Origin of the sequence: Bradyrhizobium erythrophlei (genome assembly GCF_042430365.1) — a bacterium.
Lineage (GTDB): Bacteria > Pseudomonadota > Alphaproteobacteria > Rhizobiales > Xanthobacteraceae > Bradyrhizobium > Bradyrhizobium erythrophlei.
The window spans coordinates 22,241-37,885 of sequence record NZ_JBHMET010000181.1; the positions used below are offsets into that span (position 1 = coordinate 22,241).

A 15,645-nucleotide genomic window follows, 5' to 3' on the forward strand; every position below is an offset into this window, starting at 1 on the left:
CCTAACGCAAATCCGGTGTCGAGTCAAAAAGCCTTTGGTGCTCGATCAGGGCGAAACGGTCGGTCATTCCGGCAATGAAATTGCCGATCCGCCCAATGCGCGCGCCCTCAGTCTCCTGCTCAGTGCCCTCGATCCATTCCGCCGGCAGGTCGCCCGGCGATTGCCGGTAACGTTCGAACAGGTTGCGCACCACCCCTTCCGCGTCCCCCATGATCTGCATCACCCGCTTGTGGCGGTACATCCGCCGGTACAGGAACGCCTTGATCGCGGCCTCCTCCTCGGCGACGGCGGGCGGAAACGCGATCAACGGCGCATGGTGATGGCGCACGTCATGGGCCGATTGCGGCCTCGCGGCCGCGAGGCGCTGGCTCGCCTCGGTGAAGACGGCGCCGATGAAATGGGAGATCAGCTCGCGCACCAGCTCAGCGCCCCGCCGCACCTCGTCCAGCCCCGGATAGTGGCGGTCGATGTCGCCGATGATCTCCCTGGTCAGCGGCATCTCCTTGAGGTCGTCGACCACGAACAGGCCCGCGCGCAGGCCATCGTCGATGTCGTGAGCGTCATAGGCGATGTCGTCGGCGAAGGCCGCCACCTGCGCCTCCAGCGACGCGTAGCTCCACAGCTCGAGATCGTAGGTTAAATTGTAGTCGGCGATCCCGACCGGAACGCCGCTCTCGCGGTAATGCCCGATCGGCGCGCCGCTCCGCGCGGTCAATGGACCGTTGTGCTTGACGATCCCCTCCAACGATTCCCAGGTCAGGTTCAGCCCGCCGAATTCGGGATAGCGATGCTCCAGCGAGGTCACGACCCGCAACGCCTGCGCATTGTGGTCGAAGCCGCCATGCGCCTTCAGGCATTCGTCGAGCGCACGTTCGCCGGCGTGCCCGAACGGCGGATGGCCGAGGTCATGCGCCAGTGCCAGCGTCTCCGTCAGGTCTTCGTCGAGCCCGAGCTGGCGCGCCAGCGCGCGGGCGATCTGGGCGACTTCGAGCGAATGGGTCAGCCGGGTGCGGTAGTGATCGCCCTCGTGGAAGATGAAGACCTGGGTCTTGTGCTTGAGGCGACGAAACGCGGTGCAATGGATCACCCGGTCGCAATCGCGCCGGAACGGGCTGCGGGTCCGGCTCGGCGGCTCCGCGACCAGCCGGCCCCGACTGCGGTCGGGATCGCAGGCATAAGGCGCACGGGGGGCAGCCATTCCGACCGACACGGTATTTTAGTCCTTATCCATTTGATTCCATGGCCTACCGCACTTAACTATGTCTGACGCGGCCTACCAAATGAAATGGGTATGACGCCCGAGCGTTATCCGATCAGATCATGCTCACCTGAAGGCCTCGGAGACCGACCATGACTGCTGCCATCACCGTCAGCGAGCGGGCCGCCCGCCGCATCGGGCAAATCCTCAGCAAAGAGGGTGAAGGCGCCAAGCTGCGCATCTCGGTCGAGGGCGGCGGCTGCTCCGGCTTTCAGTACAAATTCGACGTCGACCATACCCAGGCCGATGACGACCTCGTGATCGAGCGCGACAACGCCGTGGTGCTGGTCGACCCCGCCTCGGTCCCGTTCCTGGCCGGCTCGGAGGTCGATTTCGTCGACGACCTGATCGGCGCCTCGTTCCGCGTCGTCAACCCGAACGCCACCGCCTCCTGCGGCTGCGGCACCAGCTTCTCGATCTAATCTTCCGTCGGTGCGCCGCGAGAAGCGCGCGACGACGCATGGTCACTCCGCCGCGACCACCTGTGGCCGCTCGACATCGCCACCGGACTCGAGCTGAGGCTCGAGCTTGCGCCGCAGCCTGCGATCGATGCGGTCGAGATAGATGTAGATCACCGGCGTGATGAACAGCGTCAGGAGCTGCGACACACAGAGGCCGCCGACCACGGCGACGCCAAGCGGTTGACGGAGCTCGGCGCCCGCGCCGGCCCCGAGCGCGATCGGCAACGTGCCGAAGATCGCTGCGAAGGTCGTCATCATGATCGGGCGGAAGCGCAGCAGCGCTGCCTCGCGGATCGCGTGCTCGGCGCTCAAGCCGACGCGGCGGCGCTCGAGCGCGAAGTCGACCATCATGATGGCGTTCTTCTTGACGATGCCGACCAACATCACGATGCCGATCATCGCGATGACCGACATCTCCATGCCGAACAGCATCAAGGTCAGGATCGCGCCGATGCCGGCCGACGGCAGGCCCGAGATGATGGTGATCGGGTGGATGAAGCTCTCGTAGAGGATGCCGAGGATCACGAAGGCCGCAAACACCGCGGCGAGGATCAGGACGCCCTGCCCGCGCAAGGAATCCTGGAACACCTGGGCGGTGCCGGAGAACCCGGTCACGATCGTTGCCGGCAGGTTCGACTTCTGCTCGAGCTCGGTGATTTGGTCGACCGCGTAACCCAGCGAATAACCGGGCGCGAGGTTGAACGAGATCGTCACCGCCGGCTGCTGGCCCTGGTGGTTGATCTGCAGCGGACCGACCGTCGGCACGAGCTTTGCCACCGCGTCCAGCGGAATGGTCTGGCCGTTCGTGGTCTTCATGTAGAGCTTCGAGAGATCGGACGGATCGATACGGAACTGCGGCTGCGCCTCCAGGATGATCTGATAGTCGTTCGACGGCATGTAGATGGTGCCGATCTGCCGCGAGCCGTAGGCGTTGTAGAGCTGGTTGCGGACCTGATCGACGGTGACGCCGTAGACCGCCGCCTTCTCGCGGTCGATGTCGACCGTCATCTGCGGGTTCTTGATGTAGAGGTCGGTGGTGACGTCGAGCAGGCCCGGGATCTTCTCGATCTTGTCGCGCATCTCCGGCGCCAGGCGGTAGAGCGCCTCGGTGTCACCGCTCTGCATCACATACTGATACTGGCTCTTGGAGATGCGGCCGCCAATGCTGAGGTTCTGGATGCTCTGGAAGAACGCCTGCATACCCGGGATGGCGCGGGCCTTCTGCCTCAGGCGGCCGATCACCACGGTGGCATTGTCGCGCGTCCTCTGGTCCTTCAGCGCGATGAACAGCCGGCCGTAATTCGCGGTCGGGTTCGGGCCGCCGGAGCCGACGGTGGAATTGATGTAGTCGATCGCCGGATCCGATTTCAGCACGTCGACCAGCGCCTGCTGGCGCACCTTCATCGCCTCGAACGAGGTATCGGTCGCCGCCTCCGTCACGCCGATCAGGAAGCCGGTGTCCTCCTGCGGGAAGAAGCCCTTCGGCACGATCATGTAGAGATAGATAGTGCCGCCGAGCGTCGCGAGCGTCACGGCCAGCATCAAGCCCTTCTTGGCCAGCACCCTGTCGAGCGCCCATTCATAGGCGCGCAGCCAGGCCTCGAACATCGCCTCGAAGGCGCGCAGCACGATGTTCGGCCGCGTGCTCGCGCCATGCGCCCGCAGCACGCGGGCGCACAGCATCGGGGTCAGCGTCAGCGACACGAAGCCGGAGACGATGATCGCGACCGAGATTGTCACCGCGAATTCGCGGAACACACGACCGACGATGCCGCCCATCAAGAGCACCGGGATGAACACCGCGATCAGCGAGAAGGTGATCGAGATGATGGTGAAGCCGATCTCGCGCGAGCCCTTCAGCGCTGCCTCGAACGGCTTCATGCCGTGCTCGATGTGGCGGACGATGTTCTCCAGCATGACGATGGCGTCGTCGACCACGAAGCCGACCGAGAGCGTCAGCGCCAACAGCGTCATGTTGTTGATGGAGTAGTCGAGCGCATACATCGCCGCGCAGGTGCCGAACAGCGAGATCGGCACCGCCAGCGCCGGAATGAAGGTCGCCGATGCCGAGCGCAGGAACAGGAAGATCACCAGGATCACCAGCGCGACGGCGATCAGCAGCGTCTCCTCGACGTCGCTGACCGCCTGCCGGATCGAGATCGAGCGGTCCATCAGGACCTGCATGGTCACGGACGGCGGGATCGCTGCGCGCAGCGCCGGCAGTTTCGCCAGCACGGAATCGACCACCGCAACAGTATTGGCATCCGGCTGCTTCTGGATCGCGAGCACGATGGCGCGCTCATCGTTCATCCAGGTCGCGATCTTGTCGTTCTCGACGCTGTCATAGACCTTGGCGATCTCGTCGAGTCGCACCGGCGAGCCGTTGCGCCAGGCGACATAGATCTGGCGGTAGTCGGCCGCCTTGTCCATTTGTCCGGACGCCTGCAATGCGACGTCCTGCTTGGGACCGTTCAGGGTGCCGACCGGGGTCGAGGAATTGGCGCGCGACACCGCGGCCCGGATATCCTCCATCGAGACGCCGCGGGCGGCAGCCGCTTCCGGATCGGCTTGCACCCGGATGGCAAACTTCTGTGCGCCGAAGATCAAAACCTGCGCGACGCCCGGCAGCTGCGACAGCGCCTGCCCGATCGTGATGTCGCCATACTCGTGGACCGCCGACAGCGGCAGCGTTGCCGACCCCAGCGATACGAACAGCACCGGGAAGTCCGCCGGGTTCACTTTCCGGAAGCTCGGCGGGATCGTCATCTCGATCGGCAGCCGGCGTTGCGCGATGGTCAATGCGGTCTGCACGTCGAGCGCCGCGGCGTCGATGTTGCGGTTGAGGTCGAACTGGATGGTGATGACGCTCGTGCCCTGCGACGAACTCGAGGACATCGAGGAGATGCCCGCGATCGTCGAGAGCTGGCGCTCGATGATGCCGGCGACCGAGGCAGCCATGGTGTCGGCGCTGGCGCCCGGCAAGGTCGCGGTCACCGCGATCGTCGGGAAGTCCACCTTGGGCAGCGCGGACACCGGCAGCAGGCGGAAGCCGAACACGCCGAACGCGATGATCGACGCCGTGATCAGCGTCGTCATGACCGGGCGGCGGATGCAGAGCTCGGAGAGCGTCATTGCCTACGCTCCGGCCTTGCGCGCCCGCGGCTCGACCCGCGATCCATCGGACAGCAGCAACTGGCCATCGACGACAACGCTCTCGTCGCCCGCCAACCCCTCCGAGATCACTGAACTGCCCTGGAACGTGCGGTCGACCTTGACCGGCTGCACCTTGGCGACGCCGTCCCTGACGACGAAGACATAATTGCCGTTCTGGCTGCGTTGGACGGCAACCGTCGGGACCACGACCGAGTCCTCGCTGCGGATGATCAACTTGGTCTGCACGATGGTGCCCGGCCATAGCGTCTCGCGGGCGTTGTTCATGATGCCGCGGACGGTGACCATGCCGGTGGTCGCATCGACGGTGTTTTCGACCATTGCGACCTTGCCGTCCTCGGACCGCCGATGGCCGGGAACAGTTGCGATCACCTTCGAATCGCCCTTCCCCATGGCATCGCGCAGATCGACCAGCGTGCGCTGCGGAATGGCAAAGGTCACGTAGACCGGCGCCATCTGGTTGATCACGGCGAGCGGCTGGGTGTCGGCGGGACGGACGAAGTTCCCGACCTTGACATTCGCGACGCTGATCCGGCCGGCGAACGGCGCGCGGATCGTGGTGTAGCTCTTCTGGACCCTGAGATTGTCGAGCGCCGCCTGGTCGGCCTTGATGGTGCCGATCAAGGTATCGGATTGGGTCTTGGCGTTGTCGACATTGACCTGCGTGGTCGCGCCCTTGCCGACGAGATCGGTGTAGCGGCGGAGGTCGCGCTGGGCGCCTTCGAGCTGGGCCTGGTCCTTGGCGAGGACGCCCTCGGCCTGCTCGATCTGCGCGTCGATCTGGCGTGCATCGAGCGTGAACAGAAGGTCGCCCTCATTGACCTTGGCGCCATCCTCGAAATGGACCGCGACGATGGTGGTCTCCAGCCGCGACTTCAGTGCGACGCTGGAGATTGGGGTTACCGTCCCGATCGCATCGACGTCCACCGGCACGGACTTGCGTTCCGCCTTTGCGAGTTCAACGGAAACCAGACGCGGCCGCCGGGGGCCCTGCGCCGTGGCCGGGCCACTCATCCATGAAGATCGGGTCGCGTAGGCCGCCCCGGCCGCAATGCCGAGCACGGCAATAGTCACAAGCAAATTTCGTTTTTTCATAGTTTTGCACGTGCGCCGCCCACTAACACCGGGACGGTTCGTAGCTCCCCCTTGACGGCACTTGTTACGCCTTATTTCTAGACGGTTAGCACAGGCTGGCCGCACATGGTATGCCACACAAGTGAAATAGTGCTGTTACGATCCGGGTCATTCGCATGCGCATCGCTACATGGAACGTCAACTCGATCCGCCAGCGGCTCGAGCACCTCTTGAGCTGGCTCAAGGAATGCTCGCCCGACATCGTCTGCCTGCAGGAGATCAAATGCGTCGATGACGCCTTCCCGCGGCTCGAAATCGAGTCGCTCGGCTACAATGTCGTCACTCACGGTCAGAAGACCTTCAACGGCGTGGCGCTGCTCTCCAAGCTGCCGTTCGACGAGACCAAGTCGGGGCTCGCCGGGGACGATGAAGACGCCCACGCGCGCTTCCTGGAGGGCGTCGTCACGCTGAAGCACGGCGTGATGCGAGTCGCCTGCCTCTATCTGCCCAATGGCAACCCGCCCAACACGGACAAATATCCGTACAAACTCAAATGGATGTCGCGGCTTCTTGAGTATTCGAAGGAGCGGCTGAGAAACGAAGAGCCACTGATCCTCGCCGGCGACTTCAACGTCATTCCCGCGGCCCGGGACGTCTACAACCCCGCCGCGTGGATCGACGACGCCCTGTTCCGCCCCGCCACCAGGGAGGCCTTTCAGTCCCTGCTCGGCCTCGGCCTGACCGACGCTTTGCGCGCGGTCAACGACGAGCCCGGCCAATACACCTTCTGGGACTACCAGGCCGGAGCCTGGCAGAAGAACTGGGGCCTTCGGATCGACCATCTGCTGCTGTCGCCGCAGGCCAGCGATCGCCTGGTGGACGTCGGCATCGACAGCTATGTGCGTGCCTGGGAGAAGCCGTCCGACCACGTCCCGGTCTGGGCGGACCTCGATTTCGAGACGGCTTGACGCCCGCCTAGAGCATGATGAGATTAGGTCGAACAACAACCGCGAAGGAACCGCGCTCCCTCTCCCGCTTGCGGGGGAGGGCTGGGGTGGAGGTCTCGCCGCGAGTCATCGTGTGGAGAGAGCCCCCACCCGCATCGCGATGCGATGCGACCTCCCCCGCAAGCGGGAGAGGTGCAGCCAGTCTGCTGCCGGACCGATTCAACCTGACCTCATCCCGCTCTAGAAGGTCAACTGCACCTTCATTGAGCGCGACCGGTCGCTGGCGAGTTCGAAGGCATCCACCGCCGATTCGAACGGAACGGAGGCCGACACCAACGGCTTGAGATCGACAAGCCCCTCGCCCATCAGCCGCAGCGCCAGCTCGAATTCGGGATCGAAGCGGAAGGTCCCGCGGAGCTGCAGCTCCTTGGCGACGATGGTGTTGATCGGCAGCGTCATCTCGCCGCCGAGCCCGACCTGCACGATCACCCCGCCCGGCCGGAGCAGATCAAGCGCCCCGCGCAGCGCGGCCTGATTGCCCGACGCCTCGAACAGCACGTCGAGTTCGCCCTTGCCCGCCTTGTACGGTTCGAGCGCGCCGGCATCGGTTGCGCTGTTGATCGCGCGCGTCGCGCCAAGCCTGCGGGCGATCGCAAGCGGCGCTTCGGCGATGTCCGTTGCGACGATCTCGGACGCGCCGCTGAAACGCGCAACCACAGCCATGAGCGCGCCGATCGGGCCACAGCCGGTCACCAGCACGCGCTTGCCGAGCAGGCTGCCGGCCTGGTTGCCGGCGTGAAGGCAGACCGCAAACGGCTCGGCCATGGCGGCCTCGGCAAACGACAGCGTGTCGGACATCGGGATCGCCTGCGAGGCGTCGACGGTCATGAACTCGCGGAAACCGCCCTGCACATGGGGAAAGCGCATCGCGCTGCCGAGGAAGCGCATATCCGTACATTGATTGCGCATGCCCTCGCGGCAATAGGCGCACTGCCCGCAGGGCAGGCTCGGATTGACCGCGACCCGCATGCCTGGACGCAGATGCGACACGCCGGCGCCGACGTCGGCGATGGTGCCGGAGATTTCATGCCCCAACGCCATCGGCTGTTGGATCCGCACGGTCCCGAAGCCGCCGTGATGGTAGTAATGCAGGTCCGAGCCGCAGATGCCGCCGGCCGCGATCTTCACCCGCACCTGGTGCGGCGCGGGCGCAGGATTTTCAAAACTGTCGATCCGCAAGTCGTGGGGAGCGTGAATGACAACGGCGCGCATGAATTCAGTCTCTCTGTTGATAGCCGACCTAGTTGCCGCGATCACATCGCCGCAAGCATTCCACCGTCGACATAGATGATTTGTCCGTTGACGTAGTTGGAGGCGTCGGACGCAAGGAAAATCGCGGCGCCGACAAGCTCGTCCGGCTTGCCCCAGCGCTTCGACGGGACGCGTAACATGAGCCAGTTGTTGAACTCGGGGTTGGACATCAGCGCCTCATTCATGTCGGTGAGCATGTAGCCCGGCCCGATCGCGTTGGCCTGGATGCCGCTCGCGGCCCATTCGACGGCCATCGAGCGCGTCAGGTTCTTGATGCCGCCCTTCGCCGCCGTGTAGGGCGCGATCGTCGGCCGCGCCAATTCGCTGCCGAGCGAGCCGATATTGATGATCTTGCCGCGCTTGCGCAGAAGCATCCGCTTCGCCGCCTCACGCCCAGCCACGAAGGCGCTGGTGAGATTGGTCTCAATCACCTTGCGCCATTCCTCGGTCGTGAATTCGACCAGCGGCTTGCGCCGCTGGATGCCGGCATTGTTGACGAGGATGTCGACCTCGATGCCCTCGCGGTCGAAGCGTTCGAAGGCACGGACGACCGCGGCCTCGTCGGTGACGTCGAAGGCTGCGCCTTCAGCCTTGTGTCCGGCGGCACGAAACTCGGCCACCGCCGTCTCGACCCGGCCAGGGTCGACGCCATTGATGATCAGCCGCGCGCCGGCCTTCGCCATCCCTTCGGCGATGGCGCGGCCCAGGCCACGGGAGGAACCGGTTACGAGCGCAGTGCGGCCCGAGAGATCGAACAAAGCGGTGCTCATCTTGAAGTCCTTCAGGCGTTGGAGCGGCGTACGGTGAGATCGCTGCGGTCGAAGACCGCGGGCAGCAGGTCGACGCCGAGCCCCGGCCCTTCCATCGGATAGACATAGCCATCCTTGATCACGGGCATGGTGGTGACAAGCTCGTTGTACCAGCCCTTGTAGAACGCCCGCACCGATTCCTGGATCAGCGTGTTCGGCTGGCTGAATGACATGTGGATCGCCGCGATGAACCCGACCGGGCCGATGCAGTCATGCGGCGCGAACGGCCGGTGATAGGTCTCGGCCATCGCCGCGATCTTGCGGCCTTCCGTGAGCCCACCGGTCCAGCACAGATCGGCCATCACCACATGCATAGCGTCACGGTCGAGCATATCCTTGTAGGGATAGCGCGAGCCGAGCGTCTCGCTGGCGCAGACCCACACATCCGTCGAGCGCGCATATTCGGCGAGCGCCTGCGGCGAGTTCATCCGGATCGGGTCCTCATACCAGGTCGGCTTGTAAGGCTCGAGCGCACGCGCGATCTGCTTGGCGGTCGGCAGGTTCCACAGCGAATGCAGCTCGACCATGATCTCCATGCGGTCGCCGACCGCCTTGCGGATCTTCTCGAACGGCTCGATCGCCTGCTTCATCTGCGCTGACGTGATGTAGAGGCCGTTGTTCTCCTGCGCCGGCGGATCGAACGGCCAGATCTTCATCGCGGAGATGCCGCTTTCAAGCAGGCTTTCGGCGAGCGCGTCGGCGCGGGTCATGAAGCCGTCGAGGTCCTCATAGGGCCCCTGCGCTTCGCCCAGATTCCAGTTCGAGACCGGGCGGATGTTGGTGGAGCGGACATATTTGGTGCCGGCGCAGGTGTTGTAGATGCGCTGTTTGTCGCGGCAGAGACCGCCGAGCATCTGATGCACCGGCTGGCCGCAGACCTTGCCGAACAGGTCCCACAGCGCGATGTCGACCGCGGATGCCGCGCGGTATTCGACGCCAGTCGACGATTGCGCCATCGGCAGATTGAGCATGTCGCGGTGGATCGCCTCGATATGCAGTGGGTTGCGGCCGAGCAGCCGGCCCGCAAAGGTGTCGTGGATTTGCGCTTCGACCGCGCCCGCGCCGTAGAAGGTCTCGCCAAGCCCGATTAGCCCGGTGTCGGTGTGGACGCGGACCCAGATCACGTTGGCGAATTCCTCGGTGCGCAACGTCTCGATCGAAGTGATCTTCATCGCGATATCCTCCCGGAGCGCCGCCCGTCGCGGGTCCATGTTGTTGATTTTCGGATGCGCCTCCCATTTTTTCGGAGGCCCGACTGCCCATTGATACGATCGCTTGTAATATTTCACAACATGTTTTAAGATGACGTTCAGCAAGATCGGGCTCGCGCGATGGACGCGAGCCGGCGGGAGGAAACAATGGTACGGCGCAAACGCGCGCTTGAGGTCGTGCGTCCCAGCGACAAGGACGGAGTCCCCGGCCGGCGCAACCGCGTCAATTTTTTCGAGCTCGCCTATCAGCGGATCGAGGACCTGCTGGTGAATTGCGAGCTCAGGCCCGGCCAGTTCCTCACCGTGCAGGAGCTGCAGAACCTCACCGGCTTCGGCCGGACGCCGGTGCACAACGCCGTCAATACGCTTGCCGCCGATACGCTGTTCATCATCCGCCCGCGCCATGGCCTGCAGGTCGCCCCGATCGACCTCGCCCGCGAACGCATGCTGCTCGCGCTGCGGCGTGACATCGAGCGCTTCGTCATTCGCCTGGCCGCCGAGCGCGCCAGCCTCTCGCACCGCAATCAGGCGCTGCACATCGAGCGGGTGATCAAGGACAAGCGGGCGACGCTGACGCTCGAGGAGTTCAACAATCTCGACCGCCGCATCGACAGCCTGATCCTCGCCGCCGCCGGCGAGCCGTTCCTCGCCCATACGCTGCGGCCGCTGCACACGCTCTATCGTCGCATCGGCTTCATCCACCATCGGCACATGCCGGGCCAGGCCGACCTGTCCGGCACGATCGACAGTCATCTCGCCATTCTCAACGCCGTCGCCAATCGCCGCGTCGACCGCGCGACCGCGGCGAGCGATGCGCTGATCGATTTCATGGACGCGATGTTCGAAGGCATGGAAGCCGGCATCGATCCGCGGCTGCTCGATTGCAGCATCGAGCCGCTGCTCGGGGCGTAACAGGTCAGGGGACAACGGGAGAAACGGCAAATGTCCACAATGGCACTTCCGCAGCAGACCGCGGTCGACAGCGCGGTCCGTCACCTCATCACCAATTACAGCCCCAAGGGCAACAAGGTCGGCTGGCTGATGATGGCCTCGATCCTGGTCGAGGCCTGGGACCTCTATTCGATCGCCTTCGTGCTGATCTTCATCCGCGAGCAGTACAATCCCGATCCGTTGATGCTCGGGCTTGCCGCGGCCGGCACGCAGGGCGGCGCCTTGATCGGCGCGCTGATCGGCGGCTGGCTGTCCGACAAGATCGGTCGCCGCATCATGTTCCTCGCGACGATGATCATGTTCATCATCCTGGCGCTGGCGCAGGCCTTCGTGCCCAACGTGACCTGGCTGATCGTGATCCGCTTTTTGCTCGGCATTCCGCTCGGCAGCGATATCTCGACCGGCTACACCTACATCATGGAATCCATGGCCAAGGGCGAGCGCGAGGTCATGGGCAACCGCTGGCAGTTCATGTTCGCGGTCGGCGAGGTGCTGACGATCGGGGTCATCATCCTGTTCCTGCTCGCCGAGATGAATCACGAAACGCTCTGGCGCGTCACGCTCGGCCTCGGCGCCCTGCCCGCACTGATCATCCTGCTGATGCGCCACGACGTGCCGGAAACCGCGGTCTGGCTGGTGCAGCAGGGCCGCTTCCGCGAGGCCAAGCAGGTGGCGCGGCAGATGTACAATGACGACCTCGCCATGCTGCCCGACCAGGACGTCGTGCTGCCGAAGCCGCGGCCCACCGCCTTCCTCGCCGACCTCAAGCAGGATCCGATCCGCTGGCGGGCGACGCTCTATGGCTGGATCGCCTGCTTCGCCCAGGCGAGCGAGTTCTCGACCTTCGCCTTCTACCTGCCGGTGCTGTTTGCGATGGTCGGGGTCTCGACCGTGCTCGGCAACAACCTCGTCACCATGGCGCTGTTCGCGTTCGCCGCGCTGTCAGGCTGGGTCGGGCCGATGCTGACGCCGAAGATCGGCCATCGCGGCATCAGCATCGCCGGCTTTGCGATCGTGCTGGTGTCGCTATTGATTGCGGCCGCTGCACTCTACAACGACCACAAATACGTCCTGCCGTTCGCCGCCGCCGGCATGCTGTGGGGCCATTACTGGGACGCCTCGAACTGCATGACGATCCCGACCCTGGTGGCCAAGCCGCAGTATCGCGGCACCGCCTCGGGCTTTGCCTACATGTTCGTGAAGCTGCCGTCGTTCCTCGCGATCTTCCTGTTCCCGTCGCTGTTCGCGGCGATCGGGCAGGCCAATGCGACGCTGTTCGTCGCGGTCTTCCCGCTGATCGGGCTGCTCGCCGCGATCTTCATCCTGCCGGAGGTCTATGGCTTCGAGCACGACTGACGGCGCAAGCGGCAGTCGGGGAATTAATCCCGGCGGCCCTGCACCCAGTGCTCGAGCATCTGCAGCGCCATCGCGCGGTCGTCGTCGGACGCCTTCGCGATCGCGCGGTTGTAGCTTTCCTTGATCCAGGTCTCGTCCGGGGTGGCGCTGTCGCGCGCCAAGGTCAGCCACATCAGGCCGCGCGCCCGCTGCGGCGGCAGGCGGTCGCCGTTGAACAGCATCTGGCCGAGCAGCGCCTGGGCCTGGTGCTGGCCCTTCTGGGCGGCGAGCCCCAGCCAGCGGGCGCCGTAGCGGAAATCGTCCCGCGAGGCGTCCGGCGTCTTCAGGTACAGCCGGGCAAGGTCATACTGGGCATCGGCATTGCCGAAATAGGACGCGGCATAGGAGAACATCTCCCGGGCCCGCTCGGTGTCCGGCTTGACCTTGGAATTGGGGATACCGCTCAGATAGTAGCGACCGAGCGCGACGAAGGCGTTGGCCACGACGGAGGCCTGCGGCGCCGACGGCGAGTCCTCGGCATGCGCGTTGGCGATCCGGCTGAAATATTCGAACGCGCGCAGATCGTCCTGGGTGACCCCGTCACCCTCGGCGTACATCTTGCCGAGCTTCCACTGCGCGACCGGATGGCCGCCCTCGGCGGCGTATTGCAGCGAGGTCAGGGAATTGGTCGAGGTCGCGGCCGGCGCCACCGGCACTGCGGTCGCCCGCTTCAGGGCGGCTGCGGCACCCGGCTGCGGCGAAACCACCGGAAGGGCCGTGTCCTGCGGGTTGACCGGGGCTCCGTCGAATCCGAATCCGGGGCCCGCCACCGGAATGGCCCCTAACGCAAACGCAAATATCGTACGCTTAAACGTCCGCATAACACTGTTTCTCGTGCGCGCCACCGGGATGAGTGACCGCGCCATCCACCGCAGGCCCGACCTGCTGGGCATACTTCCACAGCGCACCAGATGTATGGTTGGTCGCGCGAGGGGCCCATTTGGTCTTACGGTTTGCGAGTTCGGCGTCGCTCAATTTTACGTTAAGAACTCCGGCATCGGCGTCGATCTCGATGATGTCGCCGTCCTGCAACAGGGCGATCGGCCCGCCGACCGCCGCCTCCGGCCCAATATGGCCGATACAGAAGCCGCGGGTGGCGCCCGAGAACCGGCCATCGGTGATCAGGGCGACCTTGCCGCCCATGCCCTGCCCGGTCAGCGCCGCCGTGGTCGCCAGCATTTCCCGCATGCCTGGGCCGCCCTTGGGGCCCTCGTAGCGGATCACAATGACTTCGCCTTCCTTGTAGGTGCGCTTCTGCACGGCCTCGAAGGCGTCTTCCTCGCGGTCGAAGCACCGGGCCGGACCGGTAAACTTCAGGTTGGACATGCCCGCGACCTTCACGATCGCACCCTCCGGAGCGAGATTACCCTTCAGCCCGACAACGCCACCGGTCACGGTGATCGGATTGTCGGCGGGCCGCACCACGTCCTGGTGCGGATTCCATTTCACGCTTTTGAGATTTTCGGCGATCGTTCGGCCCGTGACGGTTAGGCAATCCCCGTGCAGGTGGCCATTATCGAGCAGCGTCTTCATCAGCAGCGGAATGCCACCAACCTCAAACATGTCTTTGGCAACATAACGGCCGCCCGGCTTCAAATCCGCGACGTAAGGAGTCTTTTTGAAGATTTCGGCGACGTCGAATAAGTCGAACTTGATGCCGCACTCATGAGCGATCGCCGGCAGGTGCAGCGCAGCATTGGTCGAGCCGCCGGAGGCCGCAACCACGGCCGCAGCATTTTCAAGGGCTTCGCGGGTGACGATGTCCCGCGGGCGGATATTCTTCTCGATCAGCTCCATCACTTTCTCGCCGGCAGCGGCGCAGAAAGCATCCCTGATTTCGTAGGGCGCGGGAGCCCCCGCAGAATACGGGAGCGCGAGGCCGATCGCCTCGGAGACTGTCGCCATGGTGTTGGCCGTAAACTGGGCGCCACAGGCGCCGGCCGACGGGCATGCCACCCGTTCGATCTCGTCGAGATCCTCGTCCGACATCGCACCGACCGAGTGCTTGCCGACCGCCTCGAACATGTCCTGCACGGTGACCGGCTGCCCGCGGAAGTTGCCGGGCAGGATCGAGCCGCCGTAGATGAAGATCGAGGGCACGTTCAAGCGGACCATCGCCATCATCATGCCGGGCAGCGACTTGTCGCAGCCGGCGAGCCCGACCAGCGCGTCATAGGAGTGGCCGCGGACGGTCAGCTCGACTGAGTCGGCGATGCATTCGCGCGACGGCAGCGACGAGCGCATACCGTCATGGCCCATCGCGATGCCGTCGGTGACGGTGATGGTGCAGAATTCGCGCGGCGTGCCGCCGGCCGCGGCGACACCCTTCTTCACCGCCTGCGCCTGGCGCATCAGCGAAATGTTGCAGGGGGCGGCTTCATTCCAACATGAAGCAACGCCGACAAAGGGTTGATGAATCTGGGCTGTCGTCAGCCCCATGGCATAGAGATAGGAGCGATGCGGCGCGCGTTCGGGCCCCTCCGTCACGTGACGGCTCGGCAGCCTGCCCTTGATGTTCGTCTTGGCGTCCATCGCGAACCTGTTTCCCAGCCTCTACCTCCCTGACAACGCCGGGAGGATCAAAAGTCTCCCGTTGTCGTTCGCGAGCGCTGGCCAATCAGCTTTATGGAACATGCTTTCATAGAGGGGTGTGGCCAAAAAGCGGCGCGCGCAAGAACCGCCTCCTCTCAGGGTTAAATGTTCGGGAAGTGTGGCACGCCAGCAACAATCGTTGCATCGGGGCCACCATATATTATCCGCCCTTATGGGGAACTCATTTTTCGTGGCAAGAAATTGCATTCTCGCGGCGGAACCCGTCCGAGTTGTGCGTCGATTCACCCCCTCCACTCGAGCAGAGGGCGCAGGGAAAGCCGGGTGCCGATTGCACCCATGGGTCCCGTGCAACGAAAAGCACGGGAGGTAGGACACAGGTGAAACCGGGGTCACACCGGCTTTCCCTGCGCGATGGTCTTACGGCTTATTTCGTGCTCTCCCCGACGAGACCGCTATCTAATGCACACATCTTTGTTGCGAAGATCGGCGAAGACTGATTCTCTG

General features: G+C 64.5%; 12 protein-coding genes. 4 read left to right on the plus strand and 8 right to left on the minus strand.

The annotated features are described in order from the left end of the window. Position 1 precedes the first annotated feature (1 nt). Positions 2-1,210: a deoxyguanosinetriphosphate triphosphohydrolase gene (locus tag ACFFWD_RS25860; RefSeq protein ID WP_376969903.1), complete on the minus strand. Its 1,209-nt coding sequence runs from the start codon at positions 1,208-1,210 to the stop codon at positions 2-4. Positions 1,211-1,350: 140 nt separating this feature from the next. On the opposite strand from ACFFWD_RS25860, the gene erpA reads away from it, so the two are divergent. Next, on the plus strand, positions 1,351-1,680 hold the full coding sequence (erpA, locus tag ACFFWD_RS25865; protein ID WP_376969905.1) for an iron-sulfur cluster insertion protein ErpA: 330 nt from the start codon (positions 1,351-1,353) through the stop codon (positions 1,678-1,680). A gap of 42 nt (positions 1,681-1,722) precedes the next feature. Here erpA and ACFFWD_RS25870 read toward each other — a convergent pair whose 3' ends face one another. Both ACFFWD_RS25870 and ACFFWD_RS25875 read right to left on the minus strand, forming a co-directional pair. Continuing rightward, on the minus strand, positions 1,723-4,851 hold the full coding sequence (locus tag ACFFWD_RS25870) for an efflux RND transporter permease subunit (protein ID WP_376969907.1): 3,129 nt from the start codon (positions 4,849-4,851) through the stop codon (positions 1,723-1,725). A 3-nt stretch (positions 4,852-4,854) separates the two neighbouring features. Then, positions 4,855-5,985, minus strand: coding sequence for an efflux RND transporter periplasmic adaptor subunit (locus ACFFWD_RS25875; RefSeq protein ID WP_376969909.1), 1,131 nt, complete (start codon positions 5,983-5,985; stop codon positions 4,855-4,857). A gap of 155 nt (positions 5,986-6,140) precedes the next feature. On the opposite strand from ACFFWD_RS25875, the gene xth reads away from it, so the two are divergent. Continuing rightward, positions 6,141-6,932 (plus strand): exodeoxyribonuclease III, encoded by a 792-nt coding sequence (gene xth, locus ACFFWD_RS25880; RefSeq protein ID WP_376969911.1) that lies wholly within the window; start codon positions 6,141-6,143, stop codon positions 6,930-6,932. Between the two features lie 219 nt (positions 6,933-7,151). On the opposite strand, the gene ACFFWD_RS25885 is transcribed toward xth, so the two are convergent. From ACFFWD_RS25885 to ACFFWD_RS25895, 3 genes are read right to left on the minus strand one after another with little or no spacing between them, the layout of a single operon-like run. Next, positions 7,152-8,183 carry an L-idonate 5-dehydrogenase gene (locus ACFFWD_RS25885; RefSeq protein ID WP_376969913.1) on the minus strand — a complete coding sequence of 344 codons (1,032 nt, stop codon included), beginning with the start codon at positions 8,181-8,183 and terminating at the stop codon, positions 7,152-7,154. Between the two features lie 41 nt (positions 8,184-8,224). Then, complete coding sequence (locus ACFFWD_RS25890; RefSeq protein ID WP_376969915.1) at positions 8,225-8,992, minus strand: SDR family oxidoreductase; 768 nt, start codon at positions 8,990-8,992, stop codon at positions 8,225-8,227. 11 nt (positions 8,993-9,003) lie between these two features. Beyond that, complete coding sequence (locus tag ACFFWD_RS25895) at positions 9,004-10,203, minus strand: mandelate racemase/muconate lactonizing enzyme family protein (protein WP_376969917.1); 1,200 nt, start codon at positions 10,201-10,203, stop codon at positions 9,004-9,006. Between the two features lie 186 nt (positions 10,204-10,389). On the opposite strand from ACFFWD_RS25895, the gene ACFFWD_RS25900 reads away from it, so the two are divergent. Next, a complete protein-coding gene (locus tag ACFFWD_RS25900; protein ID WP_376969918.1) occupies positions 10,390-11,154 on the plus strand; it encodes a GntR family transcriptional regulator in 765 nt (254 codons plus the stop codon). Between the two features lie 30 nt (positions 11,155-11,184). Further along, on the plus strand, positions 11,185-12,549 hold the full coding sequence (locus tag ACFFWD_RS25905; RefSeq protein ID WP_376969920.1) for an MFS transporter: 1,365 nt from the start codon (positions 11,185-11,187) through the stop codon (positions 12,547-12,549). 23 nt (positions 12,550-12,572) lie between these two features. Here ACFFWD_RS25905 and ACFFWD_RS25910 read toward each other — a convergent pair whose 3' ends face one another. Both ACFFWD_RS25910 and ilvD read right to left on the minus strand, forming a co-directional pair. Beyond that, complete coding sequence (locus ACFFWD_RS25910; RefSeq protein WP_376969921.1) at positions 12,573-13,409, minus strand: tetratricopeptide repeat protein; 837 nt, start codon at positions 13,407-13,409, stop codon at positions 12,573-12,575. After that, positions 13,396-15,120, minus strand: coding sequence for a dihydroxy-acid dehydratase (gene ilvD, locus ACFFWD_RS25915; RefSeq protein ID WP_376969923.1), 1,725 nt, complete (start codon positions 15,118-15,120; stop codon positions 13,396-13,398). The genes ACFFWD_RS25910 and ilvD overlap by 14 nt, the downstream gene beginning before the upstream one ends. Positions 15,121-15,645: the final 525 nt, after the last annotated feature.

What these genes read in the sequence shown, in the direction of transcription:
- erpA (WP_376969905.1), top strand. Translation starts at nt 1,351, where the DNA reads ATGACTGCTGCCATCACCGTCAGCGAGCGGGCCGCCCGCCGCATCGGG.
- ACFFWD_RS25870 (WP_376969907.1), bottom strand. Translation starts at nt 4,851, where the DNA reads ATGACGCTCTCCGAGCTCTGCATCCGCCGCCCGGTCATGACGACGCTG.
- ACFFWD_RS25875 (WP_376969909.1), bottom strand. Translation starts at nt 5,985, where the DNA reads ATGAAAAAACGAAATTTGCTTGTGACTATTGCCGTGCTCGGCATTGCG.
- xth (WP_376969911.1), top strand. Translation starts at nt 6,141, where the DNA reads ATGCGCATCGCTACATGGAACGTCAACTCGATCCGCCAGCGGCTCGAG.
- ACFFWD_RS25885 (WP_376969913.1), bottom strand. Translation starts at nt 8,183, where the DNA reads ATGCGCGCCGTTGTCATTCACGCTCCCCACGACTTGCGGATCGACAGT.
- ACFFWD_RS25890 (WP_376969915.1), bottom strand. Translation starts at nt 8,992, where the DNA reads ATGAGCACCGCTTTGTTCGATCTCTCGGGCCGCACTGCGCTCGTAACC.
- ACFFWD_RS25895 (WP_376969917.1), bottom strand. Translation starts at nt 10,203, where the DNA reads ATGAAGATCACTTCGATCGAGACGTTGCGCACCGAGGAATTCGCCAAC.
- ACFFWD_RS25900 (WP_376969918.1), top strand. Translation starts at nt 10,390, where the DNA reads ATGGTACGGCGCAAACGCGCGCTTGAGGTCGTGCGTCCCAGCGACAAG.
- ACFFWD_RS25905 (WP_376969920.1), top strand. Translation starts at nt 11,185, where the DNA reads ATGTCCACAATGGCACTTCCGCAGCAGACCGCGGTCGACAGCGCGGTC.
- ACFFWD_RS25910 (WP_376969921.1), bottom strand. Translation starts at nt 13,409, where the DNA reads ATGCGGACGTTTAAGCGTACGATATTTGCGTTTGCGTTAGGGGCCATT.
- ilvD (WP_376969923.1), bottom strand. Translation starts at nt 15,120, where the DNA reads ATGGACGCCAAGACGAACATCAAGGGCAGGCTGCCGAGCCGTCACGTG.